Source organism: Mycobacterium sp. SM3041 (assembly GCF_039668335.1).
In the GTDB taxonomy this organism is placed as follows: Bacteria; Actinomycetota; Actinomycetes; order Mycobacteriales; family Mycobacteriaceae; genus Mycobacterium.
Window position 1 is genome coordinate 131,534 of the sequence record NZ_JAYXBQ010000045.1, and the last position, 20,151, is coordinate 151,684.

The 20,151-nt window shown below is 68.1% G+C and carries 20 protein-coding genes; 13 read left to right on the top strand and 7 right to left on the bottom strand.

What is annotated here, in order from left to right; genetic code table 11:
• Positions 1 to 20 precede the first annotated feature (20 nt).
• The 3 genes from VXD91_RS14555 to VXD91_RS14565 all read right to left on the bottom strand — a co-directional run bounded on the left by VXD91_RS14555 (position 21) and on the right by VXD91_RS14565 (position 2,454).
• A complete protein-coding gene (locus VXD91_RS14555) occupies positions 21 to 374 on the bottom strand; it encodes a hypothetical protein (protein WP_346415743.1) in 354 nt (117 codons plus the stop codon).
• Positions 375 to 763: 389 nt separating this feature from the next.
• Positions 764 to 1,600, bottom strand: a complete 837-nt coding sequence (locus VXD91_RS14560) for an aldo/keto reductase (protein ID WP_061001508.1) — start codon at positions 1,598 to 1,600, stop codon at positions 764 to 766.
• A gap of 5 nt (positions 1,601 to 1,605) precedes the next feature.
• The gene (locus VXD91_RS14565) at positions 1,606 to 2,454 is read right to left on the bottom strand and encodes an aldo/keto reductase (RefSeq protein WP_226521576.1); all 849 of its coding nucleotides are present in this window, start codon (positions 2,452 to 2,454) and stop codon (positions 1,606 to 1,608) included.
• On the opposite strand from VXD91_RS14565, the gene VXD91_RS14570 reads away from it, so the two are divergent.
• From VXD91_RS14570 to mutM, 10 genes are all read left to right on the top strand, one after another.
• The gene (locus VXD91_RS14570; protein WP_346415744.1) at positions 2,453 to 3,604 is read left to right on the top strand and encodes an alpha/beta hydrolase; all 1,152 of its coding nucleotides are present in this window, start codon (positions 2,453 to 2,455) and stop codon (positions 3,602 to 3,604) included. The two genes, VXD91_RS14565 and VXD91_RS14570, sit on opposite strands and share 2 nt — an antisense overlap.
• Before the next feature lie 58 nt (positions 3,605 to 3,662).
• A complete protein-coding gene (locus VXD91_RS14575; protein WP_061001509.1) occupies positions 3,663 to 4,496 on the top strand; it encodes a DsbA family protein in 834 nt (277 codons plus the stop codon).
• A complete protein-coding gene (locus VXD91_RS14580) occupies positions 4,493 to 5,101 on the top strand; it encodes a vitamin K epoxide reductase family protein (RefSeq protein ID WP_346415746.1) in 609 nt (202 codons plus the stop codon). The genes VXD91_RS14575 and VXD91_RS14580 overlap by 4 nt, the downstream gene beginning before the upstream one ends.
• 34 nt (positions 5,102 to 5,135) lie before the next feature.
• Positions 5,136 to 8,519: a pyruvate carboxylase gene (locus VXD91_RS14585; RefSeq protein ID WP_346415747.1), complete on the top strand. Its 3,384-nt coding sequence runs from the start codon at positions 5,136 to 5,138 to the stop codon at positions 8,517 to 8,519.
• On the top strand, positions 8,516 to 9,085 hold the full coding sequence (rsmD, locus tag VXD91_RS14590; RefSeq protein WP_346415780.1) for a 16S rRNA (guanine(966)-N(2))-methyltransferase RsmD: 570 nt from the start codon (positions 8,516 to 8,518) through the stop codon (positions 9,083 to 9,085). Before VXD91_RS14585 ends, rsmD begins: the two co-directional genes overlap by 4 nt.
• 43 nt (positions 9,086 to 9,128) lie before the next feature.
• Positions 9,129 to 9,605, top strand: a complete 477-nt coding sequence (coaD, locus tag VXD91_RS14595) for a pantetheine-phosphate adenylyltransferase (RefSeq protein WP_226521581.1) — start codon at positions 9,129 to 9,131, stop codon at positions 9,603 to 9,605.
• A gap of 87 nt (positions 9,606 to 9,692) precedes the next feature.
• Positions 9,693 to 10,430: a cell division protein SepIVA gene (gene sepIVA, locus VXD91_RS14600; protein ID WP_020103794.1), complete on the top strand. Its 738-nt coding sequence runs from the start codon at positions 9,693 to 9,695 to the stop codon at positions 10,428 to 10,430.
• Positions 10,431 to 10,486: 56 nt separating this feature from the next.
• Positions 10,487 to 11,059, top strand: coding sequence for a DUF177 domain-containing protein (locus VXD91_RS14605; protein ID WP_179967685.1), 573 nt, complete (start codon positions 10,487 to 10,489; stop codon positions 11,057 to 11,059).
• The gene (gene rnc / locus VXD91_RS14610) at positions 11,056 to 11,787 is read left to right on the top strand and encodes a ribonuclease III (protein ID WP_346415748.1); all 732 of its coding nucleotides are present in this window, start codon (positions 11,056 to 11,058) and stop codon (positions 11,785 to 11,787) included. Before VXD91_RS14605 ends, rnc begins: the two co-directional genes overlap by 4 nt.
• Positions 11,780 to 12,640, top strand: coding sequence for a bifunctional DNA-formamidopyrimidine glycosylase/DNA-(apurinic or apyrimidinic site) lyase (mutM, locus tag VXD91_RS14615; protein ID WP_020103791.1), 861 nt, complete (start codon positions 11,780 to 11,782; stop codon positions 12,638 to 12,640). Before rnc ends, mutM begins: the two co-directional genes overlap by 8 nt.
• Positions 12,641 to 12,649: 9 nt before the next feature.
• Here mutM and VXD91_RS14620 read toward each other — a convergent pair whose 3' ends face one another.
• From VXD91_RS14620 to VXD91_RS14635, 4 genes are all read right to left on the bottom strand, one after another.
• A complete protein-coding gene (locus tag VXD91_RS14620) occupies positions 12,650 to 13,405 on the bottom strand; it encodes a hypothetical protein (RefSeq protein ID WP_346415749.1) in 756 nt (251 codons plus the stop codon).
• A gap of 95 nt (positions 13,406 to 13,500) precedes the next feature.
• A complete protein-coding gene (locus tag VXD91_RS14625; RefSeq protein ID WP_346415750.1) occupies positions 13,501 to 14,193 on the bottom strand; it encodes a hypothetical protein in 693 nt (230 codons plus the stop codon).
• An 88-nt stretch (positions 14,194 to 14,281) separates the two neighbouring features.
• A complete protein-coding gene (locus VXD91_RS14630) occupies positions 14,282 to 14,971 on the bottom strand; it encodes a hypothetical protein (protein ID WP_346415752.1) in 690 nt (229 codons plus the stop codon).
• 62 nt (positions 14,972 to 15,033) lie between these two features.
• Positions 15,034 to 15,729 carry a hypothetical protein gene (locus VXD91_RS14635; RefSeq protein WP_138248803.1) on the bottom strand — a complete coding sequence of 232 codons (696 nt, stop codon included), beginning with the start codon at positions 15,727 to 15,729 and terminating at the stop codon, positions 15,034 to 15,036.
• A 101-nt stretch (positions 15,730 to 15,830) separates the two neighbouring features.
• Between VXD91_RS14635 and VXD91_RS14640 the strand changes: the two genes are divergently transcribed.
• The 3 genes from VXD91_RS14640 to smc are packed head-to-tail and all read left to right on the top strand — an operon-like array spanning position 15,831 to position 20,146.
• Positions 15,831 to 16,235: an OsmC family protein gene (locus VXD91_RS14640; protein ID WP_138248804.1), complete on the top strand. Its 405-nt coding sequence runs from the start codon at positions 15,831 to 15,833 to the stop codon at positions 16,233 to 16,235.
• Positions 16,232 to 16,510 carry an acylphosphatase gene (locus VXD91_RS14645; RefSeq protein WP_346415753.1) on the top strand — a complete coding sequence of 93 codons (279 nt, stop codon included), beginning with the start codon at positions 16,232 to 16,234 and terminating at the stop codon, positions 16,508 to 16,510. The genes VXD91_RS14640 and VXD91_RS14645 overlap by 4 nt, the downstream gene beginning before the upstream one ends.
• Positions 16,511 to 16,561: 51 nt before the next feature.
• Entirely contained in the window at positions 16,562 to 20,146 is a 3,585-nt protein-coding gene (gene smc, locus VXD91_RS14650) for a chromosome segregation protein SMC (RefSeq protein ID WP_346415754.1), read from the top strand.
• The last annotated feature ends 5 nt before the right edge of the window (positions 20,147 to 20,151 follow it).

The window sequence follows — 20,151 nt, forward strand, 5'->3', positions numbered from 1 at the left end:
CCTGTCTGTCGCGGTATCCGCTACCGGCGTCCGAAAATGCCGCCGATGGTCTTCAGGGTGCCGTTGAGTGCGCCTGCGACGGTCTTGGTGGTGCCGTCGAGCGCGCCCGCGGCCGTCTTGGTGGTGTTGTGCAGTCCGCCCGCCACGGTCTTGGTGGTGCCGTCGAGATCGGCGGCGACGGTCTTGGTCGTGCCGTTCAGGTCAGCGGCCAGGGTTTTGGTGGTGCCGTGGAGCGCACCGGCCACGGTCTTCACCGTGCCGTCGAGCGCGCCCGCGATGCCGCCCACCGGGCTGCTCGAGGTGGGCGCGTTGGCGTGGCTCGTGAGCCCGGAGGTGTCGGCCTGCGCCGTGCCCGCTCCGAATGTGAAAAGCACTGCGCCCATGCCAATTGTTGCCGCGCCCAATAGCAAGCGCTGGGAGACGCGCGCAATTGTCGGCGTCGTTAATTGCGAAGTGCTCCGGAATGAATGAACCATTTCTCGAACCCCCTGCTCGATGATGTCTGGTTGCGTCGGAATAAAGGACGCAATATCAAATTAACGCACCAGCGGTAATAGTGGGATAGTTAACACGAAGCAATTGCTGCGACTTTTTTGTCAATCGACACACGAGACCCACTGGACACTTCTGTGACAGGGCAGCGCCGACGCCCGTCATGCCGGCGCGGCGCCTACCCAAAATCGTTCGCCCCAAACACAAATGGTCGTCCTCCCGGTGGGAGAACGACCACTCGTGTTTTGGGTCAGTGGAACCGCAGACGGCCTCAGATGCCCGTGTAGGTGGCGGGGTCCGGACGGTAGCGGGTGCCGTCGTCCAACCCGTTCAGGCTGTCCATGTGCTCGGCGGCGAGCTCGAAGCCGAACACGTCGAGGTTCTCGGCGATGCGCTCCGGCGACGACGAGCGGGGGATCACCGAGTTGCCCAGCTGCAGGCTCCACCGGATCAGCACCTGCGCCGGGGTCTTGCCGTACTCGGCGGCGATGGACTGCACGGTCGGGTGCGTCAGCAGATTGCCGACACCCAGCGGGCTGTAGGCCTGCGTGACGATGCCCCGCTCGGCGTGCACCGCGCGCAGCGCGGACTGGTTGAGCAGCGGGTGCAACTCGATCTGGTTCACCACCGGGCTGACGTAGCTCAGGTCGATGATGGTGGACAGGTCCTCGTCTGTGAAGTTGCAGACGCCGATGGACTTCGCGGTGCCGTCGTTGTGCAGCTTGATCAGGGCGCCCCAGCTGTCCACGTACTTGCTGATGTCGCCGGCCGGCCAGTGGATCATGTACAGGTCCACGTACTCCAGGCCGAGCTTGTCCAGGCTGACCTTGAAGGCATCCTGGCCGGCCTGGAAACCCTGGTCGGCGTTGGCCAGCTTGGTCGTCACGAAGATCTCGGCGCGCGGGATGCCCGACGCCGCGATGGCCCGCCCGACGGCCTCCTCGTTGCCGTACACGGCAGCGGTGTCGATCAGGCGGATGCCCATCTCGAGCGCTGCCGAGACCGCACGCTCGGTGTCGGCGTCCGACAGCTCGGCGACACCGAGGCCGAGCGCCGGAATCGTGTTGTCGTCGTGGAGCGCCACATTGGGAATCTCTGCGGAGGCCATGTCACCTACCCTGTGAAGTTGAATGTTCGTGGATCCGGGCCCAGGCGGGTGCCGTTGTCGAGGGTCGCGATGGACGCGATGTCCGCCTCGCTCAGCTCGAAATCAAACACGTTGAAATTGCTCGCAATCCGGTCTGGGTTCACCGATTTCGGGATGACGATATTACCCAGCTGTATATGCCACCTAATCAGCACCTGTGCTGGCGTTTTTCCGTGTCGCTCCGCGATGGTGGTCACGATCGGGTCTTCGAGCAGGGAACCCTGCCCCAGCGGGCTCCAGGCCTCGGTGGCGATGCCGTAGCGGGTGTGCGTTTCGCGCAGCTCTGCCTGCGGCAGCCGCGGATGCAGTTCGATCTGATTCACCGCGGGCACGATCCCGGTGGCATCGATGAGCAGTTTCAAGTGCTCGGGCTCGAAGTTGCTGACGCCGATCGAGCGGATCCGGCCCTGGTCACGCAGGTGGGCGAAGGCCTTGAAGGTGTCGATGAACAGGTTCTGCGCGGGCGTCGGCCAGTGGATCAGGTAGAGATCGAGGTAGTCGAGCCCCAACCGCGCCATGCTGGCGTCGAACGCGGCGAGGGTCTTCTCATAACCCTGCTCGGAGTTCCAGAGCTTGGTGACGACGAAGACGTCTTCACGCGGGATACCGGAGGCGGCGATGGCCCGGCCGACGCCGTCTTCGTTGCCGTAGGCCGCGGCGGTGTCGATATGGCGATATCCGGCGTGCAATGCTGCACTGACGGCGCGTTCGGTGTCCTCGGCCGGTGTCTGCCACACCCCGAGACCCACCACGGGAATGGACGTACCGTCGTTGAGCGTCAGTGTTGGACTCGGAGCACCTGAAGGATCAGCCATGACCATGAGCATGCCAGGCGACGCTGTGCGGGCGGCGGCGACAACCGACGCCGAACTGGTCGTCCGGCCGGAACATCCGACCGCGGGACGACCCAGCCGGCTGCGCCTGGCGACCCTGACCCGGATCGGCGGCACCGCCCTCCGCATCCTGCCCAAGATTCCCGATCGGCTGAAGCGCGTGCTGCTGCGCGGCCGCCGCGTCACCATCGACGGCAACACCCTGGACACCACGCTGCAGCTGATGCTGACGGCGCAGAACGCCAGCGGCGCCGGCGGCCTGGTCGCCAGCAGTGACGTCAACGTCGCGCGGGCCCAGCTGATGACGCTGTCGCAGTACCTCGACCCGGCCATCGCCGTGACGACGACGGACTTCACCATCCCCGGTCCCGTCGAACCGCTGCGCGCCCGGCACTACCGGCCCGACGGCACCGGCCCGGCACCGCTGCTGGTCTTCTTCCACGGCGGCGGATTCGTCGTCGGCGGCATCGAGTCGCACGACGGGCTGTGCCGTCTCATCAGCCGGGACGCCGGAGTGCACGTCGTGTCCGTCGAATACCGGCTGGCCCCCGAGCACCCGGCTCCGGCCGCCTCCGACGACTGCTATGCCACCTATCTCTGGTGTGTGGAGAACGCGGCGCGGCTGGGCGCGGACCCGGCGAAGATCGCGGTCGGCGGCGACAGCGCCGGCGGCAATCTGGCGGCCGTCGTCTCGCAGCTGGCCCGCGACAACCACAAACCGCTGCCGGCGCTGCAGTTGCTGATCTATCCGGTCACCAATTTCGCGGGGGATACCCGGTCGAAGGTGCTGTTCGCCGACGGCTACTTCCTCAGCAAGATCGACATGGACTGGTTCCGGGCGAACTACCTCGCCGAATCGGCGCTCGATCCGTCGGACCCGCGGGTGTCACCGCTGCTGGCCGAGGACCTGTCGGGCTTGCCACCCGCACTCGTGCTCACCGGTGGGTTCGATCCGCTGCGCGACGAAGGCGACGCGTACGCGGCGGCACTGGCCGCTGCCGGCGTGCCGGTGGACCACCGCAAGTACGGGTCCCTGATCCACGCCTTCGCGAATTTCTTCCCGCTCGGCGGCGACAGCGCGGTCGCGACGGCGGACTTCATATCTGCGTTCCGGGCGCACCTCACCCGCTGAGGCACGGGTCCGGCGGGCTTCGGCAGGCTTTCACGACGGCGTCGGTACCCTTGACGCCGTGCCGTCGAAATCGTCGAAGTCATCGAAGAACGCCAGCTACGACCTGAAGGCCGCGGACCGCAAGCGCGACTGGGTGGTCAAGGGCGGGCTGACCGCGCTTGTCATCATCTTCGCGGTGGTGCTGGTGGCGTACATCGTCATGAACGGCAAGCCCAAGGCCGACCCGCACAAGGTGCAGGCGGTCCAGATCGCGGCGAGCAACGTGGTCACCAACCCCGGCACCAAGGATCCGAAGGTCACCCTGACGATCTACGAGGACTTCCTCTGCCCGGTCTGCGGCGTCTTCGAGAAGACGTACGGCCCGACCATCGCCAAGCTGATCGACAACGGTGACATCGCCGTCGACTACAACATCGTCTCGATCATCGGCCGTGGTGACCCGAAGTCGTACTCGACGCGCGCCGGCGCCATGGCGTACTGCGTCGCCGACGAGGACAAGGCCGCGTTCCGGCGCTTCCACGAAGCGCTGTACAAGAACCAGCCCGAGGAGACCGCGGCGTCGTTCCCTGACAACGCCAAGCTGCTGGAGTACGCGCGCCAGTCCGGTGTCGCCGTCGGCCCGAACGACCCGCTCAGCAAGTGCGTCGAGAACGGCGTCTACACCGAGATGGTCAACAACATGGCCCGCAACGCCGAGATTCAGGGCACCCCGACCATCAAGATCAACGGCACCGAGACCAGCCTGGTCCCGAACGGTGATCCGAACAGCCTGATCGAGAAGATCAAGGCCATCGCGCCGGATCTGCCGAACCTGCCCGCGGCCCCGGCGGCCCCGGCCGCTCCGGCACCGGGTGCCCCGGCGCCGCAGCCTGCTCCGGCACCGCACCAGTGACCGACGTCGACACATCGCAGCGGCAGGCGGGGGTGGCGGTCAGCCGCCCCGCCGCCGTCTGGGTTCTCCTCGCCGGCATCATCGGCGAGGTCGCCGCGTTCGTGCTGACCGTCGAGAAGGTTCGCCAGCTGCAGAACCCGTCGTACGTCCCCTCATGCAGCATCAATCCGGTGCTGTCCTGCGGGTCGGTGATGCTCACCAAGCAGGCGTCGCTGTTCGGTTTCCCCAACCCGCTGCTGGGCATCGCCGCTTTCAGCGTGGTGATCGTGACGGGTGTGCTCGCCGTGGCGGGCGTCCGGTTGCCACGGTGGTACTGGGCGGGCCTGGCCGGTGGCACGCTGCTGGGCGCGGTGTTCGTGCACTGGCTGATCTACCAGAGCCTGTACGAGATCGGCGCCCTGTGCCCGTACTGCATGGTGGTCTGGGTCGTAACCCTGGCGCTGCTGGTCGTGGTCACGCCAATTGCGTTGCGGCCCTTGGCCGGCAGCAACAAAGTGGTGGACGCCCTGTACCAGTGGCGGTGGCCGTTGTACGCCGTGTGGATCACCGCGATCGCGCTGCTGATCCTTGATCGATTCTGGAGTTATTGGTCCACCCTCATCTAGTGCTTCAGCTGGCCGTAACCGCTAGGGTCACTGGGTGATTTCCAAACTCCTGGTGGCCAACCGCGGCGAGATCGCGATCCGGGCCTTTCGCGCAGCCAACGAACTGGGTATCGCCACTGTCGCGGTGTACCCGTTCGAGGATCGCAACTCGCTGCATCGGCTCAAGGCTGACGAGTCGTACCAGATCGGCGAGAAGGGCCATCCGGTACGCGCGTACCTGAACGTCGAGGACATCGTCGCCACCGCGCTGGCGTGCGGCGCCGACGCGATCTACCCGGGCTACGGCTTCCTTTCGGAGAACCCCGAACTGGCGGCCGCCTGCGCCGCCGCCGGCATCACCTTCGTCGGACCGAGCTCCGACATCCTCGAACTGACGGGCAACAAGGCCCGGGCCATCGAATCGGCGCGGGCCGCGGGGCTGCCCGTGCTGGCGTCGTCGGAGCCGTCGTCGTCGGTCGACGACCTCCTCGCGGCCTCCGAACAGATGCAGTTCCCGCTGTTCGTCAAGGCCGTCGCCGGTGGTGGCGGCCGCGGCATGCGCCGCGTGGCCGACCCGGCCGACCTGCGGGAGGCCATCGAAGCCGCGTCGCGCGAAGCCGATTCGGCCTTCGGTGACCCGACGGTGTTCCTGGAGCAGGCCGTCGTGAACCCGCGGCACATCGAGGTGCAGATCCTCGCCGACACCCACGGCAACGTCATGCACCTGTTCGAGCGCGACTGCAGCGTCCAGCGCCGGCACCAGAAGGTCATCGAACTGGCGCCCGCGCCGAACCTGGACCCCGAACTGCGCACGCGCATGTGTGCCGACGCCGTGGCCTTCGCCCGGCAGATCGGCTACACGTGCGCGGGCACCGTCGAATTCCTCGTCGACGAGCGCGGCCAGCACGTGTTCATCGAGATGAACCCGCGCATCCAGGTCGAGCACACCGTCACCGAGGAGATCACCGCTGTCGACCTCGTCGCGTCGCAGTTGTGTATCGCCTCCGGCTCGTCGCTCGAGGATCTGGGGCTGAGCCAGGAGACCATGCAGGCCCGCGGCGCCGCGCTGCAGTGCCGCATCACCACCGAGGATCCGGCCAACGGCTTCCGCCCCGACACCGGCCGCATCACCGCCTACCGCACCCCGGGCGGCGCCGGCATCCGCCTCGACGGCGGCACCAACCTGGGCGCCGAGGTATCGGCCCACTTCGACTCCATGCTGGTCAAATTGACTTGTCGCGGAAGGGATTTGACGACCGCGGTGGCTCGTGCCAAGCGGGCGCTGGCCGAATTCCGCATCCGCGGCGTATCGACCAACATCCCGTTCCTGCAGGCAGTGCTCGACGATCCCGACTTCGTCGCCGGCAAGGTGACGACGTCGTTCATCGACGAACGTCCGCAGCTGCTGACCGCACGCAGCAGCGCCGACCGTGGCACCAAAATCCTCAACTACCTGGCCGATGTCACGGTCAACCAGCCGCACGGGCCGCGCCCGTCGGCGGTGTACCCGCGCGACAAGCTGCCCGCCGTCGACCTGAAGGCGGCACCGCCCGCGGGGTCGAAGCAGCGCCTGGACGACCTGGGACCGGAGGGGTTCGCGCGCTGGCTGCGTGACACCCCGGCCGTCGGCGTCACCGACACCACGTTCCGCGACGCCCACCAGTCCCTGCTGGCCACCCGCGTGCGGTCCACCGGTCTGCTGGAGATCGCCCCGTACATCGCCCGGTCGACGCCGCAGCTGCTGTCGGTCGAGTGCTGGGGTGGCGCTACTTACGATGTGGGCCTTCGCTTCTTGAAGGAAGATCCGTGGGAGCGCCTGGCCGCACTGCGTGAGGCGCTGCCCAACATCTGTCTGCAGATGCTGCTGCGCGGCCGCAACACCGTCGGCTACACGCCGTACCCGGAACTCGTGACGTCGGCGTTCGTCGAAGAGGCCACGGCGACCGGTATCGACATCTTCCGGATCTTCGACGCGCTCAACAACGTGTCGTCCATGCGCCCCGCCATCGAGGCGGTGCGCGAAACCGGTTCCGCGGTGGCCGAAGTCGCGATGTCCTACACCGGCGACCTGATGAATCCCGGCGAGAAGATCTACACGCTGGACTACTGGCTCAAGCTGGCCGACGAGATCGTCGAGGCCGGTGCGCACGTGCTGGCCATCAAGGACATGGCCGGCCTGCTGCGGCCACCGGCCGCGGCAAAACTGGTGTCGGCGTTGAAGTCTCGCTTCGACCTGCCCGTGCACGTGCACACCCACGACACCCCGGGTGGTCAGCTGGCGACCTACATGGCGGCCTGGCAGGCCGGCGCCGACGCGGTCGACGGTGCCTCGGCGCCGCTGGCCGGCACCACCAGCCAGCCCGCGCTGTCGTCCATCGTCGCGGCGGCCGCGCACACGCAGTACGACACCGGGCTGTCGCTGGAGGCGGTCTGCGATCTGGAGCCGTACTGGGAGGCACTGCGCCGGGTGTACGCGCCGTTCGAGTCCGGTCTGCCGGCGCCGACCGGCCGCGTCTACACGCACGAAATCCCCGGTGGCCAGCTGAGCAACCTGCGCCAGCAGGCGATCGCGCTGGGCCTGGGGGACCGGTTCGAGGAGATCGAGAACGCGTACGCCGGCGCCGACCGCGTCCTGGGCCGGCTGGTGAAGGTGACGCCGTCGAGCAAGGTGGTCGGTGACCTGGCCCTGTCGCTGGTCGGTGCCCACGTCACCGCCGACGATTTCGCGGCCGAGCCATCGCGCTACGACATCCCCGACAGCGTCATCGGATTCCTGCGCGGCGAACTGGGCGACCCGCCCGGCGGCTGGCCGGAGCCGTTGCGCAGCAAGGCATTGGAGGGCCGCGGCCCGGCCCGTCCGGAGCAGCAGCTGACCGCGGACGACGAGGCCCAGCTGGCCACCCCGGGCCCCGTGCGCCAGGGTGCCCTGAACCGGCTGCTGTTCCCCGGTCCGACGAAGGAGTTCCTGGCGCACCGCGAGGAGTACGGCGACACCTCGCGGCTCAGTGCCAACCAGTTCTTCTACGGCCTGCGCCGTGGCGAAGAGCACCGCGTGCAGCTGGAGAAGGGCGTCGAGCTGCTCATCGGCCTGGAAGCGGTGTCCGAGCCCGACGAGCGCGGCATGCGGACCGTGCTGTGCCTGATCAACGGTCAGCTCCGGCCCGTGCTGGTGCGCGACCGCGCCATCGCCGCGGACGTGCCGGCCGCCGAGAAGGCCGATCGCACCAACCCGGACCATGTCGCCGCGCCGTTCGCGGGCGTGGTCACGGTGGGCGTCGCGGTCGGTGACAAGGTCGACGCGGGCCAGACCATCGCCACCATCGAGGCAATGAAGATGGAGGCGGCCATCACCGCACCCAAGGCCGGCACCGTCGCGCGGATCGCCGTCACCCCCACCGCGGGCGTGGAAGGTGGCGATCTGCTCGTGGTGATCAGCTGACCCGGATCATCGGCGGCCGCCACGGCGGTCGCCGGATCTCGGTGCCCGCCAAAGGGACTCGGCCGACGACGGATCGGGTCCGCGAGTCGCTGTTCAACGTGCTGGCGGCCCGGGTGGACTTCGAGGGGGCCCGGGTCCTCGACCTGTACGCCGGGTCGGGTGCGCTCGGGCTGGAGGCGCTGTCGCGCGGAGCCGCGTCGGCCCTGTTCGTGGAGGCCGACCGACGCGCCGCGGCGGTGATCTCGCGGAACATCGCCGAGCTCGGGGTGGACGGCGCCGTCGTGCGATGCGGGACGGCGTCCAGTGTCGCGGCGACGACGGCGCCGCGGCCGGTGGATCTGGTGTTCGCGGATCCGCCCTACGACGTACCGGCTGCTGACGTGGAAGCCGTTGTCGGGCAGCTGGTTTCGGGTGGCTGGCTGGCCGAGGGGGCCGTCGCGGCGATCGAGCGCCCGGCGTCCGGCCCCGCGCTCGTCTGGCCGGACGGCTGGACCGTGCTGCGCGAGCGGCGGTACGGCGACACCCGGCTGGAAATGGCGGAGTGGACGGCCGGTCGGTCGAGCTGACCAGTCGGACTCGATGCGCTGCGGCCTTGTACCGTCATTGGCTATGAGTGGTGCGGTCTGCCCGGGATCCTTCGATCCGATAACCCTTGGTCACCTCGATGTCTTCGAGCGGGCAGCGGCCCAGTTCGACGAGGTGGTGGTGGCGGTGCTGGTGAACCCCAACAAGAAGGGCATGTTCACCGCGGAGGAACGCATCGCGATGATCAGCGAGGCGACGTCGCATCTGCCGAATCTGCGGGCCGAGGCCGGCTCCGGGCTCGTCGTCGACTTCGCCCGGGCGCGCGGGCTGACGGCCATCGTCAAGGGCCTGCGCACCGGCACGGACTTCGAATACGAGCTGCAGATGGCGCAGATGAACCGGCACGTCGCCGGCGTCGACACCTTCTTCGTCGCGACCAAGCCGCAGTTCTCGTTCGTGTCGTCGTCGTTGGCCAAGGAGGTCGCGGCCCTCGGCGGTGACGTCACCGACCTGCTGCCGGCGGTGGTGAACAAGCGGCTCCAGGCCAAGCTGGCCGGATAGGTCGCGACACACCGGCCCGCAAAGCCGAGTCACACGAGTAACAGCAGGCACACTGGTAACAACCAACTACGCCTGGAGGATGTTGCCGTGTACCGAGTATTTGAGGCGCTGGACGAGCTCGGCGCGATCGTGGAAGAGGCACGTGGCGTGCCCATGACCGCGGGCTGCATGGTGCCGCGGGGCGATGTCCTGGAACTTCTCGACGACATCAAGGATGCGATCCCCGGCGAGCTGGACGACGCCCAGGACGTCCTGGACGCCCGCGACGGGATGCTGCGTGAGGCCAAGCAGCACGCCGACTCGATGGTGTCGTCGGCCACGGCCGAGGCGGATTCGCTGGTCAACCACGCCCGTGCCGAGGCGGACCGGCTGCTCGCCGACGCGAAGGCGCAGGCCGACCGGATGGTCTCCGAGGCGCGTGCACACAGCGAGCGCATGGTCGTCGAGGCCCGCGAAGAGGCCAATCGGATCGCCAGTACCGCCAAGCGGGAGTACGAGGCCAGCACCAACCGGGCCAAGGCCGAGGTCGACCGGTTGCTGGAGAGCGGCAACCTGTCCTACGAGAAGGCCGTGCAGGAAGGCATCAAGGAGCAGCAGCGCCTGGTGTCTGAGACCGAGGTGGTTCAGACCGCCCACGCCGAGGCCACCCGCATGATCGATTCGGCGCACGCCGAGGCCGACCGCCTGCGCGGCGAATGCGACATCTACGTGGACACCAAGCTCGCCGAGTTCGAGGAGCACCTGCAGGGCACGCTGCGCTCGGTGAGCCGGGGCCGGCACCAGCTGCGTACCGCCGCCGGCACGCACGACTACGCCCAGCGCTGAACCGCTTCGCGGGAATGGCGTCCGGTCGGTGATCGGCGCCGACGTAGGATTGAGCAATGCCTGGCCCGAGTCCGCTGACCATTGACATCGCGCGATTGGGCCGTCGGCCCGGGTCGATGATCACGCACGTCGAAACCGTGCCCAGTCCCGAGCGGATCGGCCTGGATCTGATGGCGATCGCCGCCGGGGCGCCGATCGACCTCGACCTGCAACTGCAGTCGGTGTCCGAGGGCGTGCTGGTGACGGGGTCGGTGTCCGCACCGACCACCGGTGAGTGCTCGCGGTGCCTCAACCCGCTGTCGGGGCACGTCACCGTCGACCTCACCGAGCTGTTCGCGTATCCCGACAGCACGACCGAAGCCACCACCGAGGAGGACGAGGTCGGCCACGTCGTCGACGACGCCGTCGACCTCGAGCAGTCGATCATCGATGAGGTCGGGCTGACGCTGCCGTTCTCGCCGTTGTGCACCCCGGACTGCCCGGGACTGTGCCCGGATTGCGGGGTACGCCTCCTCGACGCCGAACCGGACCACCACCACGACAAGATCGACCCGCGGTGGGCGAAGTTGTCGGCGCTACTGCCCGAGACCCCCGACACCGACGGGGCTTCGTCGGAGGGCGGTTCGTGACGGTAGATCGTGCGCCGCTGCTGGCAGCGCTGGGCGTGCAGTTGACCGACGATCTGCTGACCGTGGCACTGACCCACCGCAGCTACGCGTACGAGAACGGCGGTCTGCCGACCAACGAGCGGCTGGAGTTCCTGGGCGACGCCGTGCTCGGATTGGTGATCACCGCCGAGATTTTCCGCCGCTACCCGGACCGCAGCGAAGGCGAGCTGGCCAAGCTCAAATCCGCGGTCGTGAACACCCAGGCGCTGGCCGAGATCGCGCGCACCCTCACCCCAGACGGACTCGGCAGCTACCTGCTGCTGGGCCGCGGCGAGATGGCCAGCGGCGGCGCCCAGAAGGCCAACCTGCTGGCCGACGGACTCGAATCACTGCTCGGTGCAACGTATGTCGAGCACGGCCACGAGGTGGCCCAAACCGTGGTGATGGGGCTGTTCAGCGCCGCGCTCGACACCGCGGCGAGTCTCGGGGCGGGCCTGGACTGGAAAACCAGCCTGCAGGAACTGTCCGCCGCCCGCCGGATCGGCGTCCCGTCCTATGTCGTGACGTCCACCGGACCGGAGCACGACAAGGAGTTCACCGCGCGCGCAGTGCTCAACGGCATCGACTACGGCGAAGGCGTCGGGCGCACCAAGAAGGAAGCCGAACAGCACGCCGCCGCGGCGGCCTACCAGGCGCTGGAGGCCAGTCCCGAAGTCGACCCTGACGCCGACGCCGTCAGCAATGCCTGAACTTCCCGAAGTCGAGGTCGTCCGCCGGGGCCTCGAATCTCACGTCGTGGCAAAGGGTTTCACCACGGTACGGGTGCTGCACCCGCGTGCGGTACGACGGCACGACAACGGTCCCGCGGATCTGGCCGGCCGGCTGGCCGGACGCCGGATCACCGGGACGGGCCGCCGCGGCAAGTACCTGTGGCTGACCCTCGACGGTGACGAGGCGCTGGTGGTGCACCTGGGCATGAGCGGCCAGATGCTGATCGGGCCACCGGCCCGGCCGTCACACCTGCGCATCGCGGCCGTGCTCGACGACGGCACCGAGCTGAGTTTCGTCGACCAACGTACGTTCGGCGGTTGGCAGGTCTGCGACCTCGTCGAGGTCGACGGCAGCGTCGTGCCCGTGCCGGTGGCGCACATCGCCCGCGACCCGCTGGACCCCGCATTCGATCCGGACGCCGTGGTGAATGTCTTGCGGCGCAAGGACTCCGAGATCAAACGTCAGCTGCTGGACCAAACCGTGGTGTCCGGTGTGGGCAACATCTACGCCGACGAATCGCTGTGGCGGGCGCAGGTCAACGGGTTCCGCCCGGCGTCGGCGCTGGCTCGGCGCCGACTCGGGGAACTCCTCGTCCACGCGGCAGACGTGATGAATTCGGCTCTGGCACAAGGCGGCACGTCATTCGACTCGCTGTATGTCAACGTCAACGGCGAATCCGGGTACTTCGACCGGTCACTGGACGCCTATGGCCAGGAAGGGGAGCCGTGCCGCCGCTGTGGCACGGCGATCCGGCGGGAGAAGTTCATGAACCGCTCGTCGTACTACTGCCCGAAATGCCAACCGCGGCCACGCATCCCGCGTCCGATCTGACGGCCCGGGCTACTTCAGCCCGGGGATGCCCTTGAACTTCGGCGAATCGGTCATGCAGAACTTCCACTCGCCGCCTTCCTTGCGCAGCGGAACGTTCGTGACCCCGGTGGACGAGCTGACGTTCACCGTCGCCCGATCTCCGTTGACGTCGATGTCGGTGATCTCGGCGCGTTTGGTCGAACCGGGGCCGGCGTCGCCGGCGCTGCCGCCCTTGCCGAACTTGCCCGCGATCGACGGCACCTTGTCGTACAGCTTCACGTCGTTCGCGCAGGAGTGCGCCTTGAAATCGTCGAAGGTGTCGATCTGCGACGTCATCAGGTCGCGGATCTTCTCCTGGTCCGAGGACGACGCACCGTTCGTCACCTCGCCACCGCTGGACGCCGTATCCGAGCCGGAGCCGGAGTCTGAGCGCGACATCACCAGGGCGAACACGACTCCGATCACGAGCACGACGGCGAATATCCCCGAACCGATGAGCGCCCACTTGCGGGTGTTGTTGGGCGGAGGCGGCGGCGGGAATCCGGGCTGCCCCGGAAAACCCGGCCCCATCGGGTAGCCGGGCGGCGGTCCGTAGCCCGGGTATCCGTATCCGGGTTGGCCGTAGGTCGGCTGCCCATAGGCGGGCTGTCCGTAGATCGGTTGCCCATAGGCGGGTTGCCCATAGGCGGGTTGGCCGTACGCAGGCTGGCCGTATCCCTCGGGCGGCGGCTGTGGCGGCTGCCAGGGCTGGGCGCCCGGATCAGAGCCGGACGGGGGATAGGTCATGTCTGCGCGCTCCCTGTGAACTGTGCTTGGTATCCAACGTAACACCAGCGCCACTACCCGAAATGCCAACCGCGGCCGGGTAAGTCACAGGTCGATCACTTCATGCCGGGCAGATTCTGCAGCTGCTTCAGCTGCGGTGAATCGGTGAAGCAGATCTTCCACTCGCCGCTCTCTTTGCGGAAGTAGAGCGTGCCGGACCGCTCCAGCCCGGTGCTCGACGTCGCGGTGACTTCGGCGGTGGCGGTATCCCCGGTCACGTTGACGCTGTCGACGGTCGCTTTGCCCTTGGCGCCGGTCGGATTGGTGCCGGTGCTGTCGGCGATGCCGGGGAACTTGCTGAAGAACTTCTGGTCGTTCTCACACGCACGTTCTTTGATCGACGACGGCCCCGAGCTCATCAGGCTCCGAATCTGATCCTCGTCGGAGTTGCCGCCCAGTGCGCTGAGCCCACCGCCGGAATTCGAGACCAGGACCACGGCGAGCACGATGCCCACGACGATGATGGCCGCCAGCCCACCGATCAGCGCCCACTTCGGGCCGTTCGATTTGGGTTGCGGCGCACCGGGGAAACCCGGGCCCATCGGATAACCCGGCGGCTGTCCGTATCCGGGCTGGCCGTAGGTCGGCTGACCGTACGAGGGCTGACCGTACGAGGGTTGCCCATAGGCGGGCTGGGGCTGGCCGTATCCCGGCTGGCCGTAGCCGGCCGGCGGGTACCCGGGTGCCGGCTGCTGCGGCTGCTGCCACGGCTGGCCGCCTGGCTGCGGCCCGAGCGGGGGATAGGTCATGTCTGGTCGCTCCCTGTGAACTGTGCTTGCCGTCCAAGTTAACACCGCTGGGCCGTCTACCTCCGGAAACGCCGGTCAGCCTCGGTCGTTACTTCATCCCCGGCAGCTGCTGCAGTTGCTTCATCTCAGGGGAGTCGGTCAGGCAGTACTTCCACTCGCCACCTTCCTTCCGGAAATAGACGGTGGCGGAGGCCTCACGTCCACTTTCGGCACGCGTGGTGACGTTCACGGTGGCACGCTCGCCCGTCACGTCGACACTGTTGACGGTGACCTTCACTTTGGGCCCGACCGGCGCCTTCTTCCCGTCGGCGAGGCCAGGGAACTTACTGAAGAACTTGGCGTCGGCCTCGCACCGGTGGTCCTTCAACGCCGTCGGGTCGCTCATCAGGCTGCGAATCTGGTCCTCGTCCGAGTTACCGCCCAGTGCGCTGAGCCCACCGCCGGAGCCCGAGGTCCACACCACCACGCCGATCACGATGCCGATGACCGCGAGCAGGGCCAGCCCGCCGATCAGGAACTTCTTGTTGTTGTTCGGGGTTGGCGCGCCGGGATAGCCGGGTCCCGGGGGAAACCCGGGTGCCTGGCCGTATCCGGGCCCCATTGGGTAGCCGGGTGCCTGCCCGTAGCCGGGTGTCTGTCCGTACCCGGGCGGTTGTCCGTACCCGGCCGGTTGCCCGTACCCGGGCGCCTGCCCGTAGCCGGCCGGCGGGTACCCGGGTGCCGGCTGCTGCGGCTGCCACGGCTGAGGACCCGGCGACCCGGGCGGGGGATAGGTCATTGTCTGGTCGCTCCTCGCGAAGTGGTGCGTGATGGCGAAATCGGCGCCGGCGAGCCGTGATCTCAGCGGGTTCCGGGCAGGTTCTTGAATACGGGATTGTCGGTGGAGCAGAACTTCCACTCGCCGCCTTCTTTACGCAGCCAGAACGCAACCTGCGACGACCCCGGGGGTTTGACCGTGGCGCGGTCGCCCGTGACGGTGATGTCGAGGACCTGCATGCTGTCCGCGTCACCTGCGACCTTCGGTATCGGCATACTGCCGAATGCGCCGCCGCCCGCCTGGCCGAAGAACTTGCGGTCGTTGGCACAGGAGATCGACGCCATGTCGCCCCCGCCGAAGTTGGCCAGAAACTGGCGAATCTCGTCCTCATCGGAACTGCCGCTGCCCGACGACCCTGGCTCAGTGGCGTCGTTTGTCGGACCCGTGCTGCCGGCTGCACTCTTGCGCGCACCGGACTGGCGGCTCGCGGATGTCGACTGGTCGTCGTCGGAGGAACCGGTCAGCGCGTAGATTCCGACGCCACCGAGGACCAGCACCAGCACCACGGCGCCGGCGATCAGAATCCACTTGCCCGGACCGCCCGAGTTCGGCGGCGGAGTGGCACCGGCATAGCCGTACGGCATCGGCTGACCGGGCATCGGACCGTATCCGGGCGGGCCATATGCGGGGTAGCCGGGAGCAACCGGCTGGCCGCCGTACGGTCCCTGCTGTGGGTACCCGGATGGCCCTGGATTCGGACCCGGGTATGGGTACGTCATGTGAACTCTCCCCCCGAGAGTGTTGCGCGAATCCCTGACTTTACCTGGGGCCCAGCAGGGTTCCCGCCGGACATTGAGCGGCGGCGCGGTACAAATGTGCCATGACGGAACTGTGGGTCGAACGGACCGGGGTGCGCCGCTACACCGGGCACAGCTCGCGAGGGGCCGAGGTCCTCGTCGGGTCCGAGGACGTCGAGGGCGTCTTCACCCCGGGGGAATTGCTCAAGATCGCGTTGGCGGCCTGCAGCGGCATGAGCAGCGATGCGCCGCTGCGTAGCCGACTCGGCGACGATTACCAGACCACCATCCGGGTGTCGGGGCCGCCGGACCGTGAGAACGAGGTCTACCCGCTGCTGCAGGAGTCGATGGAGCTGGACCTCTCGAGTCTGTCCGAGGACGAGATCAAGCGACTCAAGATCGTCGTCGAGCGAGCCATCGACAAGGTCTGCACGGTGGGCCGCACGCTGAAGGCGGGCACCGAGGTCACCTTCGGGTTCGCTGAATGACGGAGGCGGTCCGGCTGTCGGCCTGGGTACACGGCCGGGTGCAGGGTGTCGGGTTCCGGTGGTGGACCCGGGCCAGGGCACTGGAGCTGGGCCTCACCGGTTACGCCAGCAACAAGCCGGACGGCCGGGTGCACGTCGTGGCGCAGGGCCCGCGCGCCGACTGCGAGCAGCTGCTGGCACTCCTGCGCAGCGGCACCACCCCGGGCACGGTGGCGACCGTCGTCGACGACTGGGCCGTCGCGGGTGACCCGATCGACGGTTTTTCTGAGCGTTAGAAGCCCAGGGGTCCCCGGCATTTAACCGGCGCGACGGTAGGGTTTCACCCCATGCATCTGAAGAGTCTGACGCTGAAGGGCTTCAAGTCCTTCGCGTCGCCGACGACTCTTCGCTTCGAACCCGGTATCACGTGCGTGGTGGGGCCGAACGGTTCGGGCAAATCGAACGTCGTCGACGCCCTGACCTGGGTGATGGGCGAGCAGGGCGCCAAGACCCTGCGCGGCGGCAAGATGGAAGACGTCATCTTCGCCGGCACCTCGTCACGGGCCCCGCTGGGCCGGGCCGAGGTGACGCTGACCATCGACAACTCTGACAACGCCCTGCCGATCGAGTACTCCGAGGTGTCGATCACCCGCCGCGTGTTCCGGGACGGCGCCAGCGAGTACGAGATCAACGGCAGCAGCTGCCGGTTGATGGATGTGCAGGAACTGCTGTCCGACTCCGGCATCGGCCGCGAGATGCACGTCATCGTCGGCCAGGGCAAGCTGTCGGAAATCCTGGAATCGCGACCCGAGGACCGTCGCGCCTTCATCGAGGAGGCCGCCGGGGTGCTCAAGCACCGCCGGCGCAAGGAGAAGGCGGTCCGCAAGCTCGACGCCATGCAGGCCAACCTGGCCCGCCTGACCGACCTGACCACCGAACTGCGCCGTCAGCTCAAGCCACTGGGCCGGCAGGCCGAGATGGCGCGCCGCGCGCAGACCATCCAGGCCGATCTGCGGGACGCCCGGCTGCGTCTGGCCGCCGATGACCTGGTGACTCGGCAGGCCGAATTCGACGACACCAATCAAACCGAGACCGCACTGCGGCGTGAGCACGGAGAGGTGGCCGAGCGCCTCGAAGCCGCATCGGCCGAACTTGCCGGCCACGAAGCGGCGGTATCGGGCCTGTCCGGCCGCGCCGAGGCAGCGCAACAGACCTGGTTCCGGTTGTCCGCGCTCGCCGAGCGAGTCAGCGCCACCGTGCGGATCGCCACCGAACGCACGAACCTGCTGGACTCCGACCCTGAAGTGTCGACCGGGCCGGACCCGGACGCGCTGGACGCCGAGGCCGACGCCGTCGCCGAGCACGAGGAACAACTGCTCGCCGAACTCGCCGAATCGCGGACCCGGCTCGAGGCCGCCCGCGGCGCGCTTGCCGAATGCGAACGTGCGGCGGCCGACGCCGAACGCGCGCAGATGGCCGCGGCCCGTGCCGAAGCGGACCGGCGCGAAGGACTCGCGCGGTTGTCCGGACAGGTCGACACCATGCGGACCCGCATCGAATCGATCGACGAGGGCGCGGTCCGGCTGACCGGCAGCATCGAGGAGGCAGCAGCTCGGGTCGAGCAGGCGAAAGCCGAGTTCGAACTCGTGCAGAGCAAGGTCGGTGAGTTGGATGCCGGCGAGTACGGGCTCGACGAGCATCACGATCGGACCATCGCGGCGATGCGTCAGGCCGACGAGCGCGTCGACGAGCTGCAGGCGGCCGAGCGTGCCGTCGAGAAGCAGGTCGCATCCCTTCGAGCCCGCATCGACGCCCTTTCGGTGACCCTCGACCTCAAAGACGGGTCGGCGTGGCTGCAGAAAAACCACGATGGCTCAGGGCTTTTCGGCTCGGTGGCCGAACTGGTGCGGGTGCAGCCCGGCCATGAAGCGGCGATCGCGGCGGTGCTGGGCGCCGCCGCCGATGCACTGGCGGCCGAGAGTTTCGATGCCGCACGCGCCGCGGTGGACGCGCTCAAAAAGGGCGACGGTGGCCGGGCGGCCATTGTGCTGGGCGACTGGCCGGTTGAATCCTCTTCGCCGCGTGGGGATTTGCCATCCGCTGCGCAGTGGGCGCTGGACCTGGTCGACGTGCCGGACCGGCTCTCGGGCGCGATGCACGCCATGCTGGCGCGGGTCGCAGTGGTCGCTGATCTGCCCGCGGCGCTGGAGCTGGTGGCCGCACGTCCGGAGCTGCGTGCGGTGACGGCGGACGGCGATCTGGTCGGCGCCGGCTGGGTGAGCGGCGGGTCTGATCGCAAGCCGAGTGCTCTGGAGATCACCTCGGAGATCGAGAAGGCCCGCACCGCGCTGATCGACGCCGAACGCCAGACCAGTGAATTCGGTGCCGCGTTGGCGGGTGCGCTGGCCGAACAGTCGGCGCGTCGCGACGCCGTCGAACACGCGCTGGCCGCGCTGCACGAATCCGATGCCACCATCTCGTCCGTCTACGAGCAGTTGGCGCGGTTGGGTCAGGAGGCCCGGACCGCCGATGCCGAATGGCAGCAGCTGATGGCCCAGCGCGACGAGCTCGAAGCCGGCCGCAGCCGGACCTTGGCCGAGCTGGCCGAGCTCGAAGACCGGTTCCACAACGCGCAACAGGAGCCGATGTTCGACGTCGAATTCGTCGACCGCTCCGAGACGACGGCAGCCGCCGAAGAGGCGCGCGCCGTCGAGGTCGAGGCCCGGCTCGCATTACGTACCGCTGAGGAACGCGCGAATGCCGTTCGCGGACGGGCAGATTCACTGCGCCGGGCCGCGGCCGCCGAGCGTGAGGCCCGGGTACGGGCGGCACGCGCCCGCGAGGCCCGGGAGAACGCGGCGAAGGTCGCGGCCGCCGTCGCCGACTCCGGTCGGCTGGTGGCCGAAAAGCTGGCTGCCACAGTGGCTCTCGCGGCACGCAAGCGCGACACGCTGGCCACCGAGCGCGCTCAGCGCTCCGAGGGGTTGACGCGGGTAAGGGCGGAAGTATCCGAACTCAGTGCCCGCGCCGCGGCGTTGACCGAGGCGTTGCACCGCGACGAGGTCGCGAAAGCCCAAGCGGCCCTTCGTATCGAGCAACTCGAGCAGCAGGCGCTGGAGCAGTTCGGTATGGCGGTCGCGGACCTGGTAGCCGAATACGGACCGGACGTGCCGCTGCCACCGACCGAACTCGAGATGGCCGAGTACGAGCAGGCCAAGGAACGCGGCGAACAGGTCAGCGCGCCCACGCCGATGGCATTCGACCGGCCCACGCAGGAGCGCCGCGCGAAGAAGGCCGAGAAGGAACTGGCCGAGCTCGGCCGGGTGAATCCCTTGGCGCTGGAGGAGTTCGCCGCGCTCGAGGAGCGCTACAACTTCCTGTCGACGCAGCTGGAGGATGTCAAGGGTGCCCGCAAGGACCTGATGGACGTCATCGCCGACGTCGATGAGCGCATCCTGCGCGTGTTCACAGAGGCCTATGCCGACGTGGAGCAGGAGTTCACCCAGGTGTTCTCGACGCTGTTCCCCGGTGGCGAGGGCCGGCTGCTGCTGACCAACCCCGGCGACATGCTCACCACCGGCATCGAGGTCGAGGCCCGGCCACCGGGCAAGAAGGTCAAGCGGTTGTCGCTGCTGTCGGGCGGTGAGAAGTCGCTGACCGCGGTGGCCATGCTGGTGGCGATCTTCCGGGCCCGGCCGTCACCCTTCTATGTCATGGACGAGGTCGAGGCCGCGCTGGACGACGTGAACCTGCGCCGCCTGATCAGTCTGTTCGAGCAGCTGCGGGAAAAGTCGCAGCTGATCGTCATCACGCACCAGAAGCCGACCATGGAGGTCGCCGACGCGCTGTACGGCGTCACCATGCAGGGCGACGGCATCACGCAGGTCATCTCGCAGCGCATGCGCGGCCAGGAGTTGGTCTCCAGCACCTGACACAA

Coding starts and splice junctions, on each gene's coding strand:
- VXD91_RS14560 (WP_061001508.1), bottom strand. CDS start 1,600: ATGGCCTCCGCAGAGATTCCCAATGTGGCGCTCCACGACGACAACACG.
- VXD91_RS14570 (WP_346415744.1), top strand. CDS start 2,453: ATGACCATGAGCATGCCAGGCGACGCTGTGCGGGCGGCGGCGACAACC.
- VXD91_RS14565 (WP_226521576.1), bottom strand. CDS start 2,454: ATGGCTGATCCTTCAGGTGCTCCGAGTCCAACACTGACGCTCAACGAC.
- coaD (WP_226521581.1), top strand. CDS start 9,129: ATGAGTGGTGCGGTCTGCCCGGGATCCTTCGATCCGATAACCCTTGGT.
- VXD91_RS14605 (WP_179967685.1), top strand. CDS start 10,487: ATGCCTGGCCCGAGTCCGCTGACCATTGACATCGCGCGATTGGGCCGT.
- mutM (WP_020103791.1), top strand. CDS start 11,780: ATGCCTGAACTTCCCGAAGTCGAGGTCGTCCGCCGGGGCCTCGAATCT.
- VXD91_RS14620 (WP_346415749.1), bottom strand. CDS start 13,405: ATGACCTATCCCCCGTCCGGCTCTGATCCGGGCGCCCAGCCCTGGCAG.
- VXD91_RS14625 (WP_346415750.1), bottom strand. CDS start 14,193: ATGACCTATCCCCCGCTCGGGCCGCAGCCAGGCGGCCAGCCGTGGCAG.
- VXD91_RS14630 (WP_346415752.1), bottom strand. CDS start 14,971: ATGACCTATCCCCCGCCCGGGTCGCCGGGTCCTCAGCCGTGGCAGCCG.
- VXD91_RS14635 (WP_138248803.1), bottom strand. CDS start 15,729: ATGACGTACCCATACCCGGGTCCGAATCCAGGGCCATCCGGGTACCCA.
- VXD91_RS14640 (WP_138248804.1), top strand. CDS start 15,831: ATGACGGAACTGTGGGTCGAACGGACCGGGGTGCGCCGCTACACCGGG.
- VXD91_RS14645 (WP_346415753.1), top strand. CDS start 16,232: ATGACGGAGGCGGTCCGGCTGTCGGCCTGGGTACACGGCCGGGTGCAG.
- smc (WP_346415754.1), top strand. CDS start 16,562: ATGCATCTGAAGAGTCTGACGCTGAAGGGCTTCAAGTCCTTCGCGTCG.